Annotated in this window: 19 protein-coding genes; 14 read left to right on the forward strand and 5 right to left on the reverse strand. The window is 63.8% G+C overall.

Annotated elements, in window-relative coordinates; genetic code table 11:
* Positions 1 to 37: 37 nt before the first annotated feature.
* On the reverse strand, positions 38 to 238 hold the full coding sequence (locus ACOZK4_RS03740) for a helix-turn-helix transcriptional regulator (protein WP_313522997.1): 201 nt from the start codon (positions 236 to 238) through the stop codon (positions 38 to 40).
* Between the two features lie 109 nt (positions 239 to 347).
* Here ACOZK4_RS03740 and ACOZK4_RS03745 point away from each other — a divergent pair, with 109 nt between their 5' ends.
* From ACOZK4_RS03745 to ACOZK4_RS03780, 8 genes are all read left to right on the forward strand, one after another.
* Positions 348 to 857: a hypothetical protein gene (locus ACOZK4_RS03745; protein ID WP_421590502.1), complete on the forward strand. Its 510-nt coding sequence runs from the start codon at positions 348 to 350 to the stop codon at positions 855 to 857.
* A 33-nt stretch (positions 858 to 890) separates the two neighbouring features.
* A complete protein-coding gene (locus ACOZK4_RS03750; RefSeq protein WP_313523001.1) occupies positions 891 to 1,208 on the forward strand; it encodes a single-stranded DNA-binding protein in 318 nt (105 codons plus the stop codon).
* Positions 1,205 to 1,657 (forward strand): thermonuclease family protein, encoded by a 453-nt coding sequence (locus ACOZK4_RS03755; RefSeq protein WP_421590504.1) that lies wholly within the window; start codon positions 1,205 to 1,207, stop codon positions 1,655 to 1,657. The genes ACOZK4_RS03750 and ACOZK4_RS03755 overlap by 4 nt, the downstream gene beginning before the upstream one ends.
* Positions 1,658 to 1,986: 329 nt before the next feature.
* The gene (locus ACOZK4_RS03760) at positions 1,987 to 2,169 is read left to right on the forward strand and encodes a hypothetical protein (RefSeq protein ID WP_137934740.1); all 183 of its coding nucleotides are present in this window, start codon (positions 1,987 to 1,989) and stop codon (positions 2,167 to 2,169) included.
* A 102-nt stretch (positions 2,170 to 2,271) separates the two neighbouring features.
* Positions 2,272 to 3,354 carry a DUF3991 and toprim domain-containing protein gene (locus ACOZK4_RS03765; RefSeq protein WP_421590506.1) on the forward strand — a complete coding sequence of 361 codons (1,083 nt, stop codon included), beginning with the start codon at positions 2,272 to 2,274 and terminating at the stop codon, positions 3,352 to 3,354.
* Positions 3,355 to 3,467: 113 nt separating this feature from the next.
* On the forward strand, positions 3,468 to 4,073 hold the full coding sequence (locus tag ACOZK4_RS03770) for a DUF1419 domain-containing protein (RefSeq protein ID WP_421590508.1): 606 nt from the start codon (positions 3,468 to 3,470) through the stop codon (positions 4,071 to 4,073).
* 11 nt (positions 4,074 to 4,084) lie between these two features.
* Positions 4,085 to 4,474 (forward strand): hypothetical protein, encoded by a 390-nt coding sequence (locus ACOZK4_RS03775; protein ID WP_421590510.1) that lies wholly within the window; start codon positions 4,085 to 4,087, stop codon positions 4,472 to 4,474.
* Positions 4,475 to 4,654: 180 nt separating this feature from the next.
* Positions 4,655 to 9,763 (forward strand): N-6 DNA methylase, encoded by a 5,109-nt coding sequence (locus tag ACOZK4_RS03780; protein WP_421590511.1) that lies wholly within the window; start codon positions 4,655 to 4,657, stop codon positions 9,761 to 9,763.
* A gap of 230 nt (positions 9,764 to 9,993) precedes the next feature.
* Here ACOZK4_RS03780 and ACOZK4_RS03785 read toward each other — a convergent pair whose 3' ends face one another.
* On the reverse strand, positions 9,994 to 10,422 hold the full coding sequence (locus ACOZK4_RS03785) for a type II toxin-antitoxin system MqsA family antitoxin (protein ID WP_313523015.1): 429 nt from the start codon (positions 10,420 to 10,422) through the stop codon (positions 9,994 to 9,996).
* Positions 10,412 to 10,735 carry a type II toxin-antitoxin system MqsR family toxin gene (locus ACOZK4_RS03790; RefSeq protein WP_313523017.1) on the reverse strand — a complete coding sequence of 108 codons (324 nt, stop codon included), beginning with the start codon at positions 10,733 to 10,735 and terminating at the stop codon, positions 10,412 to 10,414. Before ACOZK4_RS03790 ends, ACOZK4_RS03785 begins: the two co-directional genes overlap by 11 nt.
* Positions 10,736 to 11,106: 371 nt before the next feature.
* Here ACOZK4_RS03790 and ACOZK4_RS03795 point away from each other — a divergent pair, with 371 nt between their 5' ends.
* The 3 genes from ACOZK4_RS03795 (at position 11,107) to ACOZK4_RS03805 (ending at position 14,607) form a co-directional block, all read left to right on the forward strand.
* Positions 11,107 to 12,873 carry a ParB N-terminal domain-containing protein gene (locus ACOZK4_RS03795; RefSeq protein WP_421590514.1) on the forward strand — a complete coding sequence of 589 codons (1,767 nt, stop codon included), beginning with the start codon at positions 11,107 to 11,109 and terminating at the stop codon, positions 12,871 to 12,873.
* Positions 12,874 to 12,967: 94 nt separating this feature from the next.
* Positions 12,968 to 13,465 carry a hypothetical protein gene (locus ACOZK4_RS03800; protein ID WP_313523021.1) on the forward strand — a complete coding sequence of 166 codons (498 nt, stop codon included), beginning with the start codon at positions 12,968 to 12,970 and terminating at the stop codon, positions 13,463 to 13,465.
* 560 nt (positions 13,466 to 14,025) lie between these two features.
* The gene (locus tag ACOZK4_RS03805) at positions 14,026 to 14,607 is read left to right on the forward strand and encodes a hypothetical protein (protein ID WP_313523023.1); all 582 of its coding nucleotides are present in this window, start codon (positions 14,026 to 14,028) and stop codon (positions 14,605 to 14,607) included.
* Between the two features lie 36 nt (positions 14,608 to 14,643).
* Here ACOZK4_RS03805 and ACOZK4_RS03810 read toward each other — a convergent pair whose 3' ends face one another.
* Positions 14,644 to 15,117 (reverse strand): type II toxin-antitoxin system VapC family toxin, encoded by a 474-nt coding sequence (locus ACOZK4_RS03810; protein ID WP_313523025.1) that lies wholly within the window; start codon positions 15,115 to 15,117, stop codon positions 14,644 to 14,646.
* Positions 15,114 to 15,365: a type II toxin-antitoxin system Phd/YefM family antitoxin gene (locus ACOZK4_RS03815; RefSeq protein ID WP_313523152.1), complete on the reverse strand. Its 252-nt coding sequence runs from the start codon at positions 15,363 to 15,365 to the stop codon at positions 15,114 to 15,116. The genes ACOZK4_RS03810 and ACOZK4_RS03815 overlap by 4 nt, the downstream gene beginning before the upstream one ends.
* 311 nt (positions 15,366 to 15,676) lie before the next feature.
* Between ACOZK4_RS03815 and ACOZK4_RS03820 the strand changes: the two genes are divergently transcribed.
* The 3 genes from ACOZK4_RS03820 (at position 15,677) to ACOZK4_RS03830 (ending at position 18,049) form a co-directional block, all read left to right on the forward strand.
* Positions 15,677 to 16,603, forward strand: a complete 927-nt coding sequence (locus ACOZK4_RS03820) for an ArdC family protein (protein WP_421590659.1) — start codon at positions 15,677 to 15,679, stop codon at positions 16,601 to 16,603.
* Positions 16,600 to 17,151: a hypothetical protein gene (locus ACOZK4_RS03825; protein ID WP_313523026.1), complete on the forward strand. Its 552-nt coding sequence runs from the start codon at positions 16,600 to 16,602 to the stop codon at positions 17,149 to 17,151. Before ACOZK4_RS03820 ends, ACOZK4_RS03825 begins: the two co-directional genes overlap by 4 nt.
* 505 nt (positions 17,152 to 17,656) lie before the next feature.
* Positions 17,657 to 18,049: a hypothetical protein gene (locus ACOZK4_RS03830; RefSeq protein WP_421590517.1), complete on the forward strand. Its 393-nt coding sequence runs from the start codon at positions 17,657 to 17,659 to the stop codon at positions 18,047 to 18,049.
* The last annotated feature ends 743 nt before the right edge of the window (positions 18,050 to 18,792 follow it).

Raw genomic sequence — 18,792 nt, forward strand, 5'->3', positions numbered from 1 at the left:
GAGCAAAACCGAAGATGAACTTTCCCAACGTTGCCGATCAGAGAGGAGCTGCCCCGCTCACGAGTTCCTGGAAAGGTACATCGAGGTTGACGCAGATTCGTGTGATGGTCTGCAAAGAGGGATTTGCCTTCCCCTCAAGGATTTGAAAATAAAAGGGATAAGTCACTTCGCAAAGCTCGGCCATCTCTTTCTTGTTAAGGCCGCGCTTTTCACGCTCACGCTCGATGACCCGTGCCATGTTTCGCAGGATCCTCGTACCAAGCTCGGTGTCTGCCTTCTTGCGCTTGCTCGTCGTTGCCATATAAACTATAATTTACTCGTTAGTGTGTTTGATGGGAAGAGTGCCAATGACCGCCAAAGCCATGCCTCACCGTATTGTGCTCGCATTGTATCTGGCGGCCACAGCGCTTCCCGTTCCTGCAGCCGCCAGCGAATGGGGCTGCCAAGTCCTTCTGTGCGCGTCGTCTTCCAATCCATCCTGGCGGGGCATGTCCGCCTGCCATCCGCCCATGAACCGCCTCATCTCCGCGATGAAAAAGCCTGGCTTCGATTGGCCGACCTGCCCCGAGGCAGGAACGGGCTCGCCGGGCCACGAGCGATATGGGAACTGCCCGGAAGGCTATCGGGTCGGAAGCAGGAGCGACCGCAACAGTTTTGCCGGCAAAGGTGATCTTTGCGTCAAGACGGTCAATTTCTGCCAGGGCAATGCGCACGGGTCCTACATTTCTGATCGGCAGCGAGGCTGCATTCAAAGGGTCACTATGCCCCGACCGCTGCGGTCAGAGCCATATTATTTCGATATCAAGAACGACACCTCAGGGCAAACCCAGCGGCATTGGTTCAGCCTCAACAGATAGACGGTATTTTCCACCTTAGAAAGGTATGAGTCCATGCGCAGCGTCAACCGCCATACCCTGCTTGGTCACGTCGGAAACGTCATCCCGCTGAAGGGCGTGTTGAAGGTGAATGTGGCGAGCAATCGCGAATGGCAGTCGGATGGCGAACGCAAGAGCGCCACCGATTGGGTTCAGATCACCGTCCTTGACAAGAAACAGGCGGAGTGGATCGAGGAATACGTCGGAGAGGGTGACCTCGTCTATGTGGAATCCCGCGTGTGCAACAGTAGCTATGACCGCGGCGGTGAAAAGGTCTACGCCACCGACGTCATCGCGCAGCTCTTTAATCTCGTATCGAAAAAGACCTCATGATGCTGGCGCGGTGCGTGATGGTCGTGGGGGTCTCGCAATTGCTGATGCTCGCCGGCGCCTCGGCTTCAACGAACCGTCACACGATTGTCGGTGCAGCGGTCTGTGATCGTGGCGCCTGCCAGGATGTCACGCTCTGGATCTGGGATGGCGATACCTTCACCGTCCACGACGGGACCGGCAGGCGCGAGAAGATCCGTATCGAGAACATCGATGCGCCGGAGATTGACGGAGCGTGCGCCGCGGAACGCGCCACAGCGCTGCAAGCGGAGGACGAACTGGCAACCCAGGTGTCGGGTCATCGGATCAAGTTGGTCCGCGGCAAACTTGACCGCTACGGTCGCCGGTTGGCGCGCGTTGCCGTGGACGCACGCGATGTCGGAGAAACACTGATCGAGCATGGCCTGGCGCGCCGTTGGGATAGCTGGCGAAAGCCATGGTGCCATAGCTGACTTCGCCGCTCCCTCGGGAAGGCAGGCATATTCCAGCCGATGGCAGATCCTGGCCTCGGGGTGAATTACCCAAGCAATGTTCGGTGAGAGGAGATGTGTTCTGCCGCGACGCCTGTGCAGCAACCGACGCCTCCATGGGGAACGGACCAATCCCGCTCTTCTGGAATGGCGACCTGGTCCAGCGCGGGGCTTTGACGATCAACCCGCAAGGGGTCCGTTAGCAAGCTACGGCCGCTGCGGCTTACGCCTTCGCGGTGATCGCGCCCCGCCCCGGACCAATCCTGGCGCCATCGAGCGGGAATTGGCCCGCTCCCGGATGGAGCCTCACCATGTCGCACGATCTCTCACTCGCCCAATCGCATGCCTTTCACCTCGCCCGCACGCTCATGGTCCCGGTGACCTTGTTCCGATCGGCCGGAGAATACGGCGTCCTGCCGAGCGAGGAGCTCGACGACGCCGACGTGGACGTGATCCACGAAATCGATCCCTTCGACTTCGGGCCGGCTCATTGAGCCCGCCCTGCCCTCCTCTGAGGTGCCGCATCCATGCGGCGTCCGCAAGGGAAGCGGCGCCGCGGCGGGGCGCGGGTTCCCCTCGCCCCGATCTCCGCGCCCTTGCAGCCGCCGCTTGGCGCGGCGGGTGTGGATTTGCTGCGCAAATGTGTGGACGGAACAGGGAGCGGCCGCTGGCGCGGCCGGGTTGGCATGAAAAGAGAGAAAATAAGAGAGTTGAAGGAGAAGGTGAATTGCGGGGCGCTCCTGGAGCGGGCCGGGTTTGCCGTCGACGTGAAGGAAAGCACGCGCCGGGCGGTCAAGTTTCGCCGGGGCGGCGAGATCGTCATTGTGACGCATGAGGGGAAGGGCTGGTTCGATCCGCTCAGCGACGACAAGGGCGATATCTTCGCGCTCGTGCGACGCCTTGATCATATCGGGTTCGTCGAGGGTGTCGAAAGCATCGCGTCCCTGGTCGGATTCCAGACCAGCGATCCCGTCTGGAAAAAGGCACCGCGCGAACGGCATGCAGCGACAAGCCTTGCGGATCGATGGTCGGCGCGACGCGTTCCGTGGCGCGGGTCCGCGACCTGGCGCTATCTTTCCGGCGCCCGTTTCCTTCCGGTGAGCGTGCTGCGAATGGCAATCACCAACAACCAGCTTCGCGAAGGTCCGTACGGAAGCATGTGGGCAGCCCACACGGACGAGGCCGGCGACGTCTGCGGCTGGGAGGAGCGCGGCCCGGAATGGCGCGGGTTCTCGACGGGCGGCTCGAAAACCCTATTCCGTCTTGGGCCGCGGGATGGCGTGCGCCTGTGCGTCACCGAGGCGGCGATCGACGCCATGAGCCTCGCCGCCTTCGAAAGCCTCCGCGATGGCTCGCAATATCTCAGCACCGGCGGGGGATGGTCCCCCCTTACCGATGCAGCCCTGCGGACCCTGGCGTCGCGTCCCGGCGTCACGCTGGTCGCGGCGACCGACGCGAATGATCAGGGCGAGACCTTTGCCGAGCGCCTGCGCGTCCTCGCCGACAGCGCCGGTTGCGCCTGGCAGCGGCTGCGGCCGATGGCGGACGACTGGAACGAGGCACTCCAGGAAAAGGCGAAGATGGAAAAGGAGAGAAGGGAGGAATGGAAGAAGGCGAGGCCTGCCGGATACGCGCCGCCCGCGTCAAGGGAAGCTTCGCCCGGCGGAGCCGGCCCTTGACCCGGCCGGTCGCGATGCCGGCGGTCGAGGCGGGGTAACAGAGGACTGAAAAAGAAGGCTGGGTCGAGAAGGCTGCGCCGCGCTTCGGTCCGACAACCCCGAAGGAGCCTCACATGACCAACGCACCCACAATCCGCAAGGTATTCCAGGGCGTCGCCGACCGCCACCAGATGTATCGCATGTTCGACCGCCATGCCGGGCGCGTCCACCGCCGCGAAGATGACGCAACGGCGCTCTATGCAGGGGAATGGTTCGAGATCGGCGAGGCCGAGCACGACTATATGTTCGCGGTGGAAGCGCCCCTCTGGATCCGTGGCTCGATGTTCGCACTCAGGCAATTCCTCACCGGGTCGGTGACATCGGTGTTTTTCGCGCTGCGCATCGACGATGCCATCCGCTACTTTCATGGCTACTGCGATCTTTCCGACGATATGTCCGTCGAGCGCATGCGCCTCGCCATCATCGAACGCGAGAGCCGGCCGGTGCGGGCGATGACGCGGGAAGAACGTCTCGAGCACATCTGGAGCAGCACCGCCGAGCCCTATCGCGGCTATGCCGATTATCGCTGGCCCCATGCGTCACGCGGCCGGCGCACCGTGCACTTTTTCGGCGGCAAACTAGGGAGCGTCCCGAAGCTGCTTGAAGTCATGACCGACGAGGAGATCGCCGCCAAGCTGCCGGTGCATCTGCGCTACCTGCCCGATGCGGCCGCGGCGTGATGGGGGCGGACATGACCTATCGGGTTTCATGGGACATCGACATCGATGACGCCACATCGCCAATAGACGCCGCCCGCAAGGCGAACGAACTCGTTCGCCGGCCGGACGCATCCGCGAACGTCCATAATGTCGAGGCGCCGGACGGCGTCGTCACCGTCGTGGATCTGCAAGCGGGAGGCCTGCATATCGCAAAGTCCTCCTCTGCTCTTCTCCACACCCTTGATCGCGTCGAACGCTTCATCTCAGGGTTCGAGGGTGACGATCATCAAGAGGGCGTCGACCAACTCCTGACGGATATTCGTGTCGCCCTGCGGGGGCGGACGAGAAAGGGAAAAAAGAAGGTGCCGAAAAAGACCTCCCGCATGTGCGTTCGTCCCGTCAAGGGCAGGCTTTGCCGCTGATGCGGCCCTTGACCGGCCGCCCGCGATGCGGGCTCCGGATCGTGCAAGACACGGTCTGAAGAAGGAAGGACATCGCTCCGCTCCGGACCGCATCACCCCTTCGTCCCATCGCACGCGCCCTCACCCGCTGGAACCACATCCCGCGGGCAATGGCGCACGCCTGCTCACAAGGAGATCTCGATGAGCAACGATCCTTTCACACTCGACATGTTCGGCAACACCGCGTTGACGTCCGGCCTGGGCCTCGGCCTCGGTATGTCCGCGTTCAGCGGCCAAGATCCCTTCGCCGCCAACGATGACGATCCGGACCCGACGCCGCCCGCCCCTGCCCCGGCTCTGCCGATCGCCGCAGCACGCCCGGCCCCGCGCAAACAGGGCGCGCGCAGCAATTTCTACCTCGACGAAGAGGGCCGCGGTCTCGCGGCCGGCTGGAAGGAACGGGCGAAGGCGAACGTCGCGGCCATCCTGATCGCCGGCGAAATCGAAAAGCAGGATAGGCCGGCGTCATCAGAGGAACAGCGGAGGCTCATCCGCTTCACCGGCTTCGGCGCATCGGAGCTTGCCAACGGCATGTTCCGCCGGCCAGGCGAGGTGGAGTTTCGTGACGGCTGGGACGCTCTCGGCAGTTCGCTTGAGACGGCCGTCAACGAGACCGACTATGCCTCGCTCGCCCGCTGCACCCAATATGCGCATTTCACGCCGGAATTCATTGTCCGGGCGATGTGGGCCGGGCTGCAGCGTCTCGGCTGGCGCGGCGGCCGCGTGCTGGAGCCGGGTATCGGCACGGGGTTGTTCCCCGCGCTGATGCCGCCGGCCTATCGCGCCACCAGCCATGTCACCGGCATCGAACTCGATCCGGTCACGGCGCGCATCGTGCGGCTGCTGCAGCCGAAGGCGCGCATCATCAACGGCGACTTCGCCCGTACCGACCTCGGCGTCGTCTATGACGTCGCCATCGGCAACCCGCCCTTCTCCGACCGGACGGTTCGGTCCGACCATCATTATCGACCGCTTGCGCTTCGTCTGCACGACTACTTCATCGCCCGCTCGATCGACCTCTTGAAGCCCGGCGGGCTGGCGGCCTTCGTGACGAGCAGCGGCACGATGGACAAGGCAGACGCGACGGCGCGCACGCATATCGCCAAATCGGCCAATCTCGTCGCCGCCATCCGCCTGCCCGAGGGCAGCTTCCGCCGTGACGCCGGCACGGACACCGTCGTCGACATCCTCTTCTTCCGCAAGCGCAAGATCGCCGAGGCGCAAGACGACGTTTCGTGGCTCGACGTCGAGGAAGTCCGCGCGGCTACGGATGACGAAGGCGCCATTCGCGTCAATCGCTGGTTCGCAGACAATCCCGGCATGGTTCTTGGCGCCCACGCACTCACTTCCGGTCCGTTCGGCGAGACCTATACCTGCCGGGGCCGGGTGGACGAGGATCTTGCCGAGTTGCTGGACGCCGCCGTCAACCGTCTGCCGGAAGACATCTATGACGGCGAGCCGACCGAGATCGATCTCGATCTTGAGGAGGAGCTGGCCGAGATTGTCGACCTGCGGCCCGGCAACGCCAATGTTCGCGAAGGCAGCTACTTCGTCGACAACAGGCAAGGCCTGATGCAGATCGTCGACGGTGCGCCCGTCGTTATCAAGGTGCGCAAGGGCCGTACCGGCGACGGTCTGACGGAAAAGCATGTCCGCACCATCCAGAAGCTGATCCCCGTACGCGACGCCGTGCGCGAGGTGCTGAAAGCACAGGAAACCGGCCTGCCATGGCGCGATGTACAGGTGCGGCTGCGCATCGCCTGGTCGAGCTTTGTCAGGGATTTCGGGCCGATCAACCACACGACCGTCAGCATTACCGAGGATGCGGAATCCGGCGAGACCCGCGAGACCCATCGGCAGCCGAACCTCCAGCCCTTCCGGGACGATCCCGACTGCTGGCTGGTCGCCTCCATCGAGGACTACGACCTCGACACCGACACGGCCAAGCCCGGTCCGATCTTCTCGCAGCGGGTGATCGCGCCCCCTGCTCCGCCTGTGGTGACGAATGCCGGCGACGCGCTTGCCGTCGTGCTCAACGAGCGCGGCCGCGTCGACCTCGACCACATCGCCGAGCTCCTGCATTGCGACCGCGACAAGGTGGTCGACCAGCTCGGTGACACCGTGTTCCAGAATCCGGCCGACGGCGCGTGGCAGACCGCCGACGCCTATCTCTCCGGCCCGGTCCGCACCAAGCATGCCGCCGCGGAAGCAGCCGCGGCGCTCGATCCGACCTTTGAGCGCAACGTGCGCGCGCTGTTGGCTGTCCAGCCTTCGCCCTTGCGTCCATCGGATATCACCGCGCGTCTCGGCGCGCCGTGGATCCCGGCCGCCGATGTTGTCGCCTTCGTCAAGCAGACGATGGACGTCGAGATCAAGATCCGCCATATGCCGGAGCTCGGCTCCTGGACCGTCGAAGCGCGCCAGCTCGCCTATCGTGCCGCTGGCACCTCTGAATGGGGCACCAGGCGCCGGCACGCCGGCGAACTGCTCGCCGACGCGCTCAACAGCCGCGTGCCGCAGATTTTCGACACCATCAAGGACGTCGGCGGCGAACGGCGGGTGCTGAACGTCGTCGATACCGAAGCCGCACGCGAGAAGCTGCAGAAGATCAAGACGGAATTCGAGCGCTGGGTCTGGACCGACCCGGAGCGGACCGACCGGCTGGCCGGCGTCTATAACGAGCGCTTCAACAATCTTGCGCCGCGCAAGTTCGACGGCTCGCATCTCCAACTGCCGGGCGCCTCCGCCGCGTTCCAACTCTACGCGCACCAGAAGCGCGGCATCTGGCGCATCATCGCCGATGGCGCGACCTATCTCGCCCACGCCGTCGGCGCCGGCAAGACAATGACCATGGCGGCCGCCATCATGGAACAGCGCCGGCTCGGCCTGATTGCTAAGGCGATGCTGGTCGTGCCAGGTCATTGCCTTGCCCAGGCCGCCCGTGAGTTCCTGGCGCTCTATCCTTCCGCCCGCATTCTCGTCGCCGACGAGAGCAACTTTACGAAAGACAAGCGTGCGCGGTTCCTCAGCCGGGCGGCGACGGCAACCTGGGACGCGATCATCATCACCCATTCGGCCTTCAGGTTCATCGCCGTCCCCTCCGCCTTCGAGCAGAGCATGATCCAGGACGAGTTGCAGCGCTACGAGGATTTGCTGACCAGGGTCGAGCCCGACGACCGCGTGTCGCGCAAGCGGCTTGAACGGCTGAAGGAGGGTCTGGAGGAGCGGCTGACAGCGCTATCGACCCGCAAGGACGATCTGCTCACCATCTCGGAAATCGGCGTCGACCAGATTGTCGTCGATGAGGCGCAGGAATTCCGCAAGCTATCCTTCGCCACCAACATGAGCACGCTGAAGGGCATCGATCCGAATGGCTCGCAGCGCGCCTGGGATTTGTTTGTAAAGTCCCGGCTTCTCGAAACCAAGAACCCCGGCCGCGCGCTGGTTCTCGCCTCCGGCACGCCGATCACCAACACGCTCGGCGAGATGTTTTCCGTCCAGCGCCTGCTCGGCTACGACGCTCTCCATGAACGCGGCCTGCATGAGTTTGATGCCTGGGCGAGCACCTTCGGCGAGACGACTACCGAACTGGAAATCCAGCCTTCGGGCAAATACAAGCCGGTCTCGCGCTTCGCCAGCTTTGTAAACGTCCCGGAACTGATTTCGATGTTCCGCTCGTTTGCGGATGTGGTGATGCCCGCCGATCTCCGGGGATATGTTCGCGTTCCGGCCATCTCCACCGGTGGGCGGCAGATCGTCACCGCGACACCCACCGCAGCGTTCAAGATGTATCAGCAGATCCTCGACAGCCGCATCAAGGCGATCGAGATGCGCGAGGGGCCGGCGCAGCCGGGCGACGACATCCTGCTTTCGGTCATCACCGACGGTCGGCACGCGGCGATCGACCTGCGCTTGGTCATGCCGGCGAACGACAACGAGCCGGACAACAAACTCAATCTGCTTGTCGGGAATGCCTTCCGGATCTGGCAGGAAACGGCGGACCAGGTGTTCATGCGCCCGAACGGCAAGCCTTATGACCTGCCCGGCGCCGCGCAGATGATCTTCAGCGATCTCGGCACGATCAATGTTGAACACACTCGCGGTTTCAGCGCCTATCGCTGGATTCGCGATGAGCTGGTCCGGCTCGGCGTGCCCGCCAGCGAAATCGCCTATATGCAGGACTATAAAAAGTCCGAGACGAAGCAACGCCTGTTCGGGGATGTCCGTGCGGGCAGGGTGCGCTTCCTGATCGGCTCCTCCGAGACGATGGGGACCGGCGTCAACGCCCAGCTCCGCCTGAAGGCGCTTCACCATCTCGACGTGCCGTGGCTGCCGTCCCAGATCGAGCAGCGTGAGGGCCGCATCGTCCGGCAGGGCAACCAGTACGATATTGTCGATATCTTTGCCTATGCGACGCAAGGCAGTCTCGACGCCAGCATGTGGCAGAACAACGAGCGCAAAGCCCGGTTTATTGCCGCCGCACTCTCCGGCGACACGTCGATCCGCCGGCTGGAAGATCTCGGTGAGGGCGCCGCTAACCAGTTCGCAATGGCCAAGGCGATCGCGTCGGGCGACGAGCGCCTGATGAAGAAGGCCGGACTGGAAGCCGATATTGCCCGCCTCGAGCGCCTGCGCGCCGCCCATGACGACGACCTGTTCTCGGTCCGCCGGCGGCTGCGGGAAGCCGAACGCGACATCGAGGTCGCGACGCGCCGGATCGCCGAGATCGGCAAGGATATCGCGCGGTTGGTGCCGACCTCCGGCGAGGCATTCACGATGACCGTCCTCGGCGAACAGCATGATGAGCGCAAGGACGCCGGCCGCGCCGTGATGAAGGAGATCCTCACGCTCGTCCAGCTTCAGCAGGAGGGCGAGGCGCAGCTCGGTTCGATCGGCGGCTTCGACGTCATCTACGAAGGCGAGCGCTTCGGCAAGGATGGCAACCACTACCGCACCGTCCTGCAGCGAACCGGCGCGGATTACGAGGTCGATCTGCCGGTCACCGTCACGCCGCTCGGGGCGATCTCCCGTCTCGAACATGCGCTCGATGATTTCGAGGGCGAGCGTTACCGCCAGCGCCAGCATCTCGAAGACGCCAACCGCCGGCTCGCCTCGTATCGCGCGCACGAAACGGGCACTTTCGCCTTCGCCGACGAACTCGCCGCGAAGCGCCGAGAACTGGAGGAGGTCGAGGAGGCATTGGCCGCCGAAGCCCGCGCCACCGCCGAGCCGGTCGCGCAAGCGGCGTAACGCCGGCGACGATCATGACGGAGCAACGCAGCGGCCGCATAGCTGCGTTGCACAATAAATGTTTTCCACTTGGTCAAGAAACGGGCATTATGCTCGCAGTTGATGCACATGGCGGTCTTTCTCCTCCCAGTGCCGCCGCGTCAGCTGTTCCCCTCTGGAGGTTTAGACCTTCACACTTCAATGGGCCGCGGTTTCGCAGGCCCATTTTTTTTGCTCATCGCTATCGTCGCCTATACCGGCTGGCGCAGTTCCTCGACCAGCTCGGGATGCCGGTCGAGCAGCCGAAGCAACTGGCTCGTCGGCCCGCTCGGTTCGACCAGACCGCGCTCGTACTTGTCGAAAGCGCTCTCGCCCACCTTGAGGATCCCGCCGGCTTCGCGCTGGGAGAGCTTCAGCTTCTTGCGAACCCGCCGGATCGTTGCCGGGGACGGTATGCCCTCGACTTCTTCCTTCAGCGCCCGCAGTGCAGCGTCCGACGCCTCCATGTCGTCACCGACATGAACGCCGTCGTCGCCGTCCGCGGGGTAATAGCCCGGAAGGTCGACCGTCTTGGTACGGCCCTTGTAGGTGACGACGAACGGGCGGACATCCCGGGATAGGATCTCTCCCGTCTCCGGGGAAACCATCGTGTCTGGCAAAACCTGCATCTTAACTGCCATCGGATGTCTCCTTGAACGACATGACCCTGAACTCGGTGACCACGTCCGCCTGGAATTTAATATAGAGGACCAACCCTTCGTCCTCGGCTGGCGCATGATAGAAGTCCTGCCAGACCCGGTGATCCGCGTAGGTCGTCATCGACTTGTAGAACATCGAGCGGTCCAATCCGGTGACCGCTTGGACGATGCCAGTGCGGTCATACCCCAGAGCCATCGCCGTACGCAGTGCCGTCGTCGTGATCGCCAACGTCCTGAGTGATCCCAATGCCGCCTTGATCGCGTCGAGATCGTATGTCGGGCGTTTCTTTTCCATGCTTGGATATGCCACCTTAATGGTGGCAAATCAAGAGCTGGAACACCATCCGCCCCCTACTCCGCCGATTCTGCGGCGACTGTGTCGTCCGGATCGGCCCTCGGAAAATAGGGGGAAAGAGAAAGGGAGAAAATGAGGAACCCGATCGCAGATCGGTCCTCCCGCCGGCGCTTCGCTCAACCGCTGCCTGCGCATCCCGGCAACTCGTCCTTCGCAGGGCCATTGGCCCCGCTTGTCCTTCACCGCAGGGACGCTCGGCCGCAGTTGCGCCGGTCCGGCCGCCCCGCGGTCCGGGAGGTGTCTTCGGAAAAAAGAAGACACGAGAAGGACCGGCAAGAGGGCCGCGTCCGTATCCTGGAAAGGAATATTCCATGCGTGTTGCTGTCGTCGATCCCCGTTTGCTCAAGGATAACCCCGACAAGGCTCGTCAGTCGAAATCGTCGCCGCAGGCCGATGCCTTGATGGTCGCCACGATCAGGGCTGTCGGCATCATCAATCCTCCGATCGTCTTCGCCGAACCCGGTGGTGGAAACGGTCTCATCATCGACAACGGCCATCGCCGCCGGGATGGGGCGATCGCCGCCAACCTCGACGAAATCAAGGTGCTGGTCATCGAGGCGGCGAACGACAATGGCGCGATGCGCAACATGGTCGAAAACATCGCACGCGAGAATCTCAATCCCGTCGATCAATGGCGCGGTGTCGAACGTCTCGTCGCGCTCGGCTGGACCGAGGAAGCCATCGCACTGGCGCTCGCCCTCCCCGTCCGCCAGATCAAGAAGCTCCGCCTGCTTGCCAATCTCTTCCCCGGTATGCTGGAGCAGATCGCGCTCGGCGACATGCCGAGCGAGCAGCAGCTTCGCATCATCGCCGCCGCCAGCGTCGAGGACCAGGAGTCGGTCTGGAAGGCGAGCAAGCCGAAGAAGGGCGACACGGCGCAATGGTGGTCGATCGCCAACGCTTTGAACAAGAAGCGCATGTATGCGCGCGATGCCAGCTTCGGCGATGACCTTGCCGCATCCTATGGCATCGAATGGTCGGAAGACCTCTTCGCTCCGGCGAACGAGGATAGTCGCTACACAACCAATGTTGAAGGCTTCCTAGGCGCACAGCACGAGTGGATGACGTCGAACCTTCCGAGGCGCGGCGCAATCGTTGAAGTCAACGGCTACGGCCAGCCTGAGCTGCCGAAGAAGGCCGAGCGCGTCCATGGCAAGGCGCTGAAATCAGACCGCACGGCAATGTATCTCGACCGCGAGGGCAAGGTACAGTCGATTGTCTACCGGCTCCCCGACGAAAAGAAATCGACGGGCAAGGACGGCACGGCATCGGGTAGTGGCAACGGCGCCACAGACCAGCCCGTCGTGGCCTCCAAGCCGCGCCCGGACGTGACGCAGCGTGGTCACGACATGATCGGCGACTACCGCACGGACGCGCTGCACGAGGCACTCGGCCGCGCGCCGATCGAGGATGACACGCTGATGGCGTTGCTCGTCCTCGGCTATGCCGGCACCAACGTCCGCGTCGATTCCGGCGCCGGTGGCGCGATGTTCGGCGGAACCCGCTTCAACCCCCACGCGGCCATGCTGTTCGACGACGAGGGCAAACTCGTGTTCGACATGGACACGCTGAGGATTGCCGCGCGCAAGACGCTCATCGACGTTCTCTCGTGCCGCCGCGGCATGTCGAACAGCGGCGTCCTGTCCCGCGTCGCTGGCGCGGCCATCGGGGCCGATGCCTTCCTCCCGAACATGGGGACCGTCGATTTCCTCGAATGCCTTTCTCGCCAGGCACTCGAAGCGTCCTGCAGCGAAGCGTCGGTCTCGCCGCGTTCGCGCGTTCGCGAAACCCGCGCGGCGCTTGTCGAGCATTTCAAGGAGGGGCACTTCGTTCACCCCGCTGCCAGGTTCGCGCCCGAGCTGGCCGACCTTTCCGACATCCTCAAGGCCCGCGACATCGCTGCGGAGGACGACGAACAATCGGAGGACGATCGGGCCGAAAGCGATGGCGAAGAGGCCTCGACCACCCAAGCTTCCCCGGAGGTGATCGACGTCGGCAATGTGCAGGCGGATGGCGACACCCAGACGGAGGAAACGGTCATCGAGGACGACACCGCCTACTCGGTCGCTGCTGAATAGGCCCGCACTTCCCCTTCTCGCTCGACACCTCCGCCGCTGGCAGCGCCCGGGCGGCGGAGGTGTGTTCAGCACTTTGATCCTGCCGGAGAATGCCATGAATGCGGACCTGATCATCTCACTCCCACCTGTCGCTTCCGTCGTCGAATGGTGCGACGGAAGCCCCCGTCCCCCGGAACACCATGTCGCGACGCTCGATCACTGGAAGTGCAAAAACGCCTCCAGCCGTCTCGTCCGCAAATGCGGTGAGACGGGCCAGGATTGCCCCGGCGGGAATTCGCTTCTCGGCTGCCGCTCGCTCTTGTCGCGCATGGAGGAGGCTCGTCGGCAGACACAGCACCAGCTCGACCTTATCGACCGGCAGATCATCCGCCGGATGACGGTCATCATCCCGCACCTGCATCCACGCCGGCGCTCCTATCGACGGGTCCCGCCGCCGGAGCCCTATGCCTTCCTCGCCCGTTACCGCGCCAACCTTGCCGCGATCACGGCCGAACGGCAGCAGGAGATCGATGCTCTATCGCGTAAGCTCGCCCGGCAGGATCGGGCAATCGCGGCACTGCGCGAGCGACCCGGTGGGCGGACATCGCCATAATTTTCTCCTGCGGCCGCTGCGGCGAAACCTGGCCGGACCATCCCGTCGCCCACGTCCCCTCCCCTACCTGCGGCGTTGGCATCGGGAGGCAGGGCTTCCGGCTATCAAAAAGACCGGGCCGCCTGCCCTCGAATTGCGTTGCGGCCTAATCGCCATCAGGTATCTGGTTCGATCGGACCGGACTGCACCATGCATGGCTGATCGGCGTAGGAAGGTGTGAGTGTGCGGACGCTCTCGGCCATCGATTGCCTTTCGGTTCGGGCGATGAGCCACCCCTTGCAGGAGCACGCTTCGGTTCAGCACGGTCTTAACCCGGCGGCCGGTCGTTTCAAGGCCGCTGCGCGCCGCGTTGCGGCCGATTCACCCTCGCTTCGCAAGGCAGGCCCGCGTCCCGCGCAGGGGCTGTGCCCCCGCTTGTCCGCAAGCCTACCTTTCTCGCTCAGGCGTCCCGGACCTGTGAAAGCGCCCGTCTGACCGCCGGATTTTTTCGACCGCACCGAAGGGCGCTCCGGCAAGGGGCCGGCGCAAGCCTTCGGAGGCAACCGAGAAGGAAATCGAACATGGCCAAGTCAACAACCCCTCGCCCGTCCGCCCGCGTCCAGCTCCGCAAGGGTGCAACCCTCGAAATGGTCCACCTCACCTGCCCGGATGCCGTCCAGGCGATGCGGATCGCCGAAAGCTTCGGGACCGCCGTCGTCAACGGCGACATTGTGCGCGACACGCACGAGCGCCTCATCCTCGAAACCGTCGATGCTCTGTCCGAGGGCCTCGGCGAGCGTGCGATGCAGATCCACCTGCAGCGCATCGTCGGAGCCTTCGTCGGTTCCGCCCACGGCGCCGGTCAGTTCTACTCACGCGCCGTGACGGAGGCCCGCGACGCTACGGCCAAGGCTGCCAGCGATGCCCGCGACGACGACCGCGACGGCATTGTCGGCTACGACAGTTCCGCCCAGCGCAAGCGGGAATTCGCCGCCGAAATGGGTATCCAGGCATTCTCGCTCCGGATGGCCGCCGAAGGCGCGGTCGCGGCTTATGAACACGCCGTCGGGGAATCCTGGAAGCCCTTTGATCGCCCAGTCGACAATCCCGGCCAGACGCTCGACCGTAAAGCGGCCGAAGCGCAGATGGACGCGCTCGGTTGAGAGGTCAGGCGGGGCTTCCGCCCCGCCATTTCCTTGCTACCGGGGCCTATTGGCCCTTGGACTCAGCGGAAACTTGGCCGGGTCATCGGTCCATGGATCGAAAATGGCCGCGCCCGAGTGGCGGGTGTCTTTCACGTTGCGCGTGACGAGATAGAGCTCGTACTCGATTGCGGTCGCCGCCAAGAGCGTATCGATCACGGGCGGCGGATGTCCGGTGTCCTTTTTGACCTCTCCGGATATGCGTCCCCAGAGCCGCACGGCTTCGTCGCGAAGGGAAAGCACACGATCACCAAACCGGTCCGCGAGAGCGTCCCGCGATGCGATATAGCGCGAGCGATCCGGATGGTCGTTCGGCAGGTTATGTATTCCCTTGTCGTATTCCGCGAGCGTCAGGATGCTGAGATGAAACGTCTCTTCCTCCTGGCTTGCCGCCCATGTTTTGACCGAGGGTGCGCCCTGCGGGTTGATCAGCGCGGCCACCACATTGGTATCGAGCAACCATCCCCTCACAGTTCGACATCCCGACCGCGGTCGGCATCGCGTTCGAGATCCAGGCCGTCGAGGTGCAACGCCTCCATGAACTGGACGAACGGCACGCGAGGCGCAGTCGGTGTCAGACGCTCGAACTCCTCGACGCTCATGATAACAACCGCATCGTGACCTCGAACGGTCACGCGCTGGGGACCGTCCTCCCGGGCATGCCGGACAACTTCGCTGAAGCGCGCTTTCGCGTCCTCGAGCTTCCACCGTCCGTTCATCGTTGGGTGTACCGGCCTGTTCGTCCCTGAAAATTGTGTCTGCTTACCCATTCGTCTCACCTAGTCAGCTGGTCAGATGCATATAGCATGCCTGACGTTCCTTCGCCAGATCGGAAAAGGAAATGTCGAACGACGAGCACCAGGCGACCCGTCCGGCTCTGGTCCTGCCGGAACCGGGATTCAGCGCAAGGGCTTCGCCCTCCTCCACTTCGTTCCGGCGCGATGCGTGCGCCCTCCCCCTGTGGTTCCGGCTTGAGGACCACCGTGACGGGGTCGCGATGGGCGCGACCTCTGGAACGGAGGTAAGGAAAATGAGGAAAAAGACGGAAGCGCAGCGCGTGGACATCTACACGCGCATCACCGACAGGATCGTCGAGGATCTCTCGAACGGTGTCCGCCCATGGGTCCAACCATGGCGCGTGTCCAACATGGCAGGCCGGATTACCCGTCCTTTGCGGCACAACGGCCTCCCCTATAGCGGCATGAACGTCCTGCTCTTGTGGTCGGAGGGCATCGCGTGGGGGTTCTCCTCGCCGATGTGGATGACGTTCAAGCAGGCGTTGGAGCTTGGCGCTGCCGTGCGCAAGGGCGAGTCCGGCGCGACCGTGGTCTTCGCCAGCCGCTTCAGCAAGTCCGAGTCTGACCGACATGGCGGAGAGACCGAGCGCGAGATCCCCTTCCTGAAGGCTTATACTGTCTTCAACGTTGCGCAGATCGACGGCTTGCCGGACCGCTACTACCAAGCCGCAGCGCCTGTTACCGATCCCGTCGAGCGGATCGAGCATGCCGATCGGTTCTTCCGCAACACCGGCGCGCATATCCGCCATGGCGGCGACCGGGCCTTCTTCAGCCCTGCGACCGATCATATCCAGATGCCTTTCGTCGAAAGCTTCAAGGACGCGGCCTCCTATGTGGCCACGCTCAGCCATGAGGCCACGCATTGGACAGCGCCGGCGCATCGCGTCGGCCGTGAGCTCAGCCGCTACAGCAAGGATCGCAGCGAGCGCGCCCGCGAGGAGTTGATCGCCGAACTCGGCAGTTGCTTCCTCTGCGCCGATCTCGGCATCGCGCCGGAGCTGGAGCCGCGCCCGGATCATGCGTCCTACCTTCAGTCTTGGTTGCAGGTGCTGTCCGATGACAAGCGGGCGATCTTCGCCGCCGCTGCGCACGCGCAGCGCGCTGTCGCCTACCTTCACGGCCTGCAGCCGGACGCGGGTGAAGAGCGGGAGGCAGCATGATGGCTCCCTATCCCGCAAATCGCCTCCTGATCCTTGCCTGCTCGGCGACAAAGCGCGACGGCCCGGCCTATATGCCGGCCATCGAACGCTATGACGGCCCCCTTTGGAAGACCCTGCGGTCGGTCGACCCACATGGAGAGAAGGCGAAGGTCGCCTTCCTGTCCGCGCGCCTGGGGTTCCGTGCCGCAGCCACGCCGATCGAACTTTACGATGCGCGCATGACTCCGGCGATCGCGGCCGAGATGAAGGCGGGCGATCTCGGAACGCGGTGGCCGAAGCAGAAGACCAAACGCCGTGTCATGACCTCCGGCGAACATCCCGGAATGCATATCGCGACGCTGACAGGCTATGGACGCGTTCCCTTTTCGGATGTCGCCCTCGTCGGCGGCCATCTCTATCTCGATGTCATGCGTCATCTCGTCGATCTGTTTCGTGATCGCGGCCATATTGTCGGGGATGCACGGCTTACCGAGATCGACGGTTCCATCGGTATTATGCGTCGCGATCTTCGCCGTTGGCTGGACCGTGAATTCGTGGAGGGACGCTGATGTTCCTCTCTCCACATGGTCTCGATCCGGCGGAGGAAGGACCCGCCGCCATTCCCCTTTGCGCGCTCATGCGCGACCACGATCGTGAGGCATGGGCCAATGTAATCGAGGTTGAACAGACGCGACATGACGGTGTTCGCGGCATCCGCAATGAAGCGCTCTTGCATCGCTCGCGCGTGGCGCTGAACGAGGCAGATCGCTCGACGTCTTGCCCAACGAATGCGAGAGGATGTGCGAAGTTTGACGATAAGGAGCTCCGGAGCGGGGGGCAGTCGGTCCCGCCTCCTCTTCGAGCCGCTGCGCTGAGGCTCCTACGGCTGCCCTTTCTCCCGCGCCGGCGCGTCGAGAATTCCCGAAATCCCGGCCTGCGGCCGTCGCTATGCTCATTTCTCCGATGCTCTTCATCTCTTCAGATCCCGCCTTGCCCGCTTCGCGGCTCTGCGGCGCGATCGAGACCCGGCCGCGCCGGACCCACCACCTCGTCCTTCCCCTGAAAGGAAACTCCATGACCACACTGCGCCCGCTCACCCGAGCCGAGCACAATGCCATTAGAGCCTATGCCATGGAGCATGGGAGATACTGGAAAGCCAGTCTGTGCGATGACTGGATGAATGCGCGCACAACAGGCGTCATGCAGGCGCTGCGAAATTCCCATGGCCCGAGCTGGTTGGTGTCATTTTCACTGGTGCGGGAGCAACATTCGGCAGGACCAACTCGTGCTATATCCGTCACCGCGGGTAATGGCGACATCTTCGAAGCGACCATGATGGGAGCCGATGAACCCTGGATGATCGCCTATCCCGAAGGACAAGACCGATTTTACGGAACCGAACGCGAGGTCCGCGCGCACATCAGGCAGCTCATCCTGTATGGCGCGAAGGCCAAGGTCGCACCGTAGGTCGTTCAACGGAGCCACGCGGATCGTCGGGACCGGCAGGCTTTTGCCGCATCTTGGTTCTGGCCATCGCCTGCGGCGACCGCGCTCTATGCCTCCGGCACGCAGCCAGCCTTCGGCCGTCTCCGCCGATGCCGGTGACGATCGACTTGTCCGGTTCCGCGCTTTGCCGCCTCTAGTGTCGCCCCGGCCGCGCTGTCTTCTCCAGATGGGTGCGAATGATCGCGCTTGCTCATGGTGGTTGGCGGGGCACCCGGAAGACCGTGAGCGCCCCGCCTTGGCAGGCGGGCTGGGCATCAGTCATCTGTCCGACGGCTCCAGCCCAGGTGGACTCGCGGCAGGGCGTTGCCACGGCAGTAGATGCGCCGAGTGCATAGAGCCGGTGCCCCTATGCCTGTGGAAGAAGAGGATCCCGTGTCGTGGAGGGCGGTGTCCTCCAGCCGGCACGCGAGGCAGCCCACCGAAAGCCAACGCGGGGGAGCGATATCGAAGGCAGCGGGATCGATCGGTGACGGCGGGCACACCGAATACACAGCTGCAGCCCGTTGGAGCCGACGTGGTTGCCGCGGGCGGCGAAGAAGTGCTGCCGATGACGGCCCGCCGTTTTCGAGAGCCTTCCGGTTTGGTCAACCGTGGCGCGGCCATCACGTCCTCGATGTGGCATGTCTGATCGGAGACCGGCTGCGCCTCGATCGTCCTCCCGCAACGGCCGTCGTCAACTTTCTTCCCCTGCCGGAACCCACCCC

Origin of the sequence: Shinella sp. M27 (assembly GCF_049199905.1) — a bacterium.
Taxonomy (GTDB): Bacteria; Pseudomonadota; Alphaproteobacteria; order Rhizobiales; family Rhizobiaceae; genus Shinella.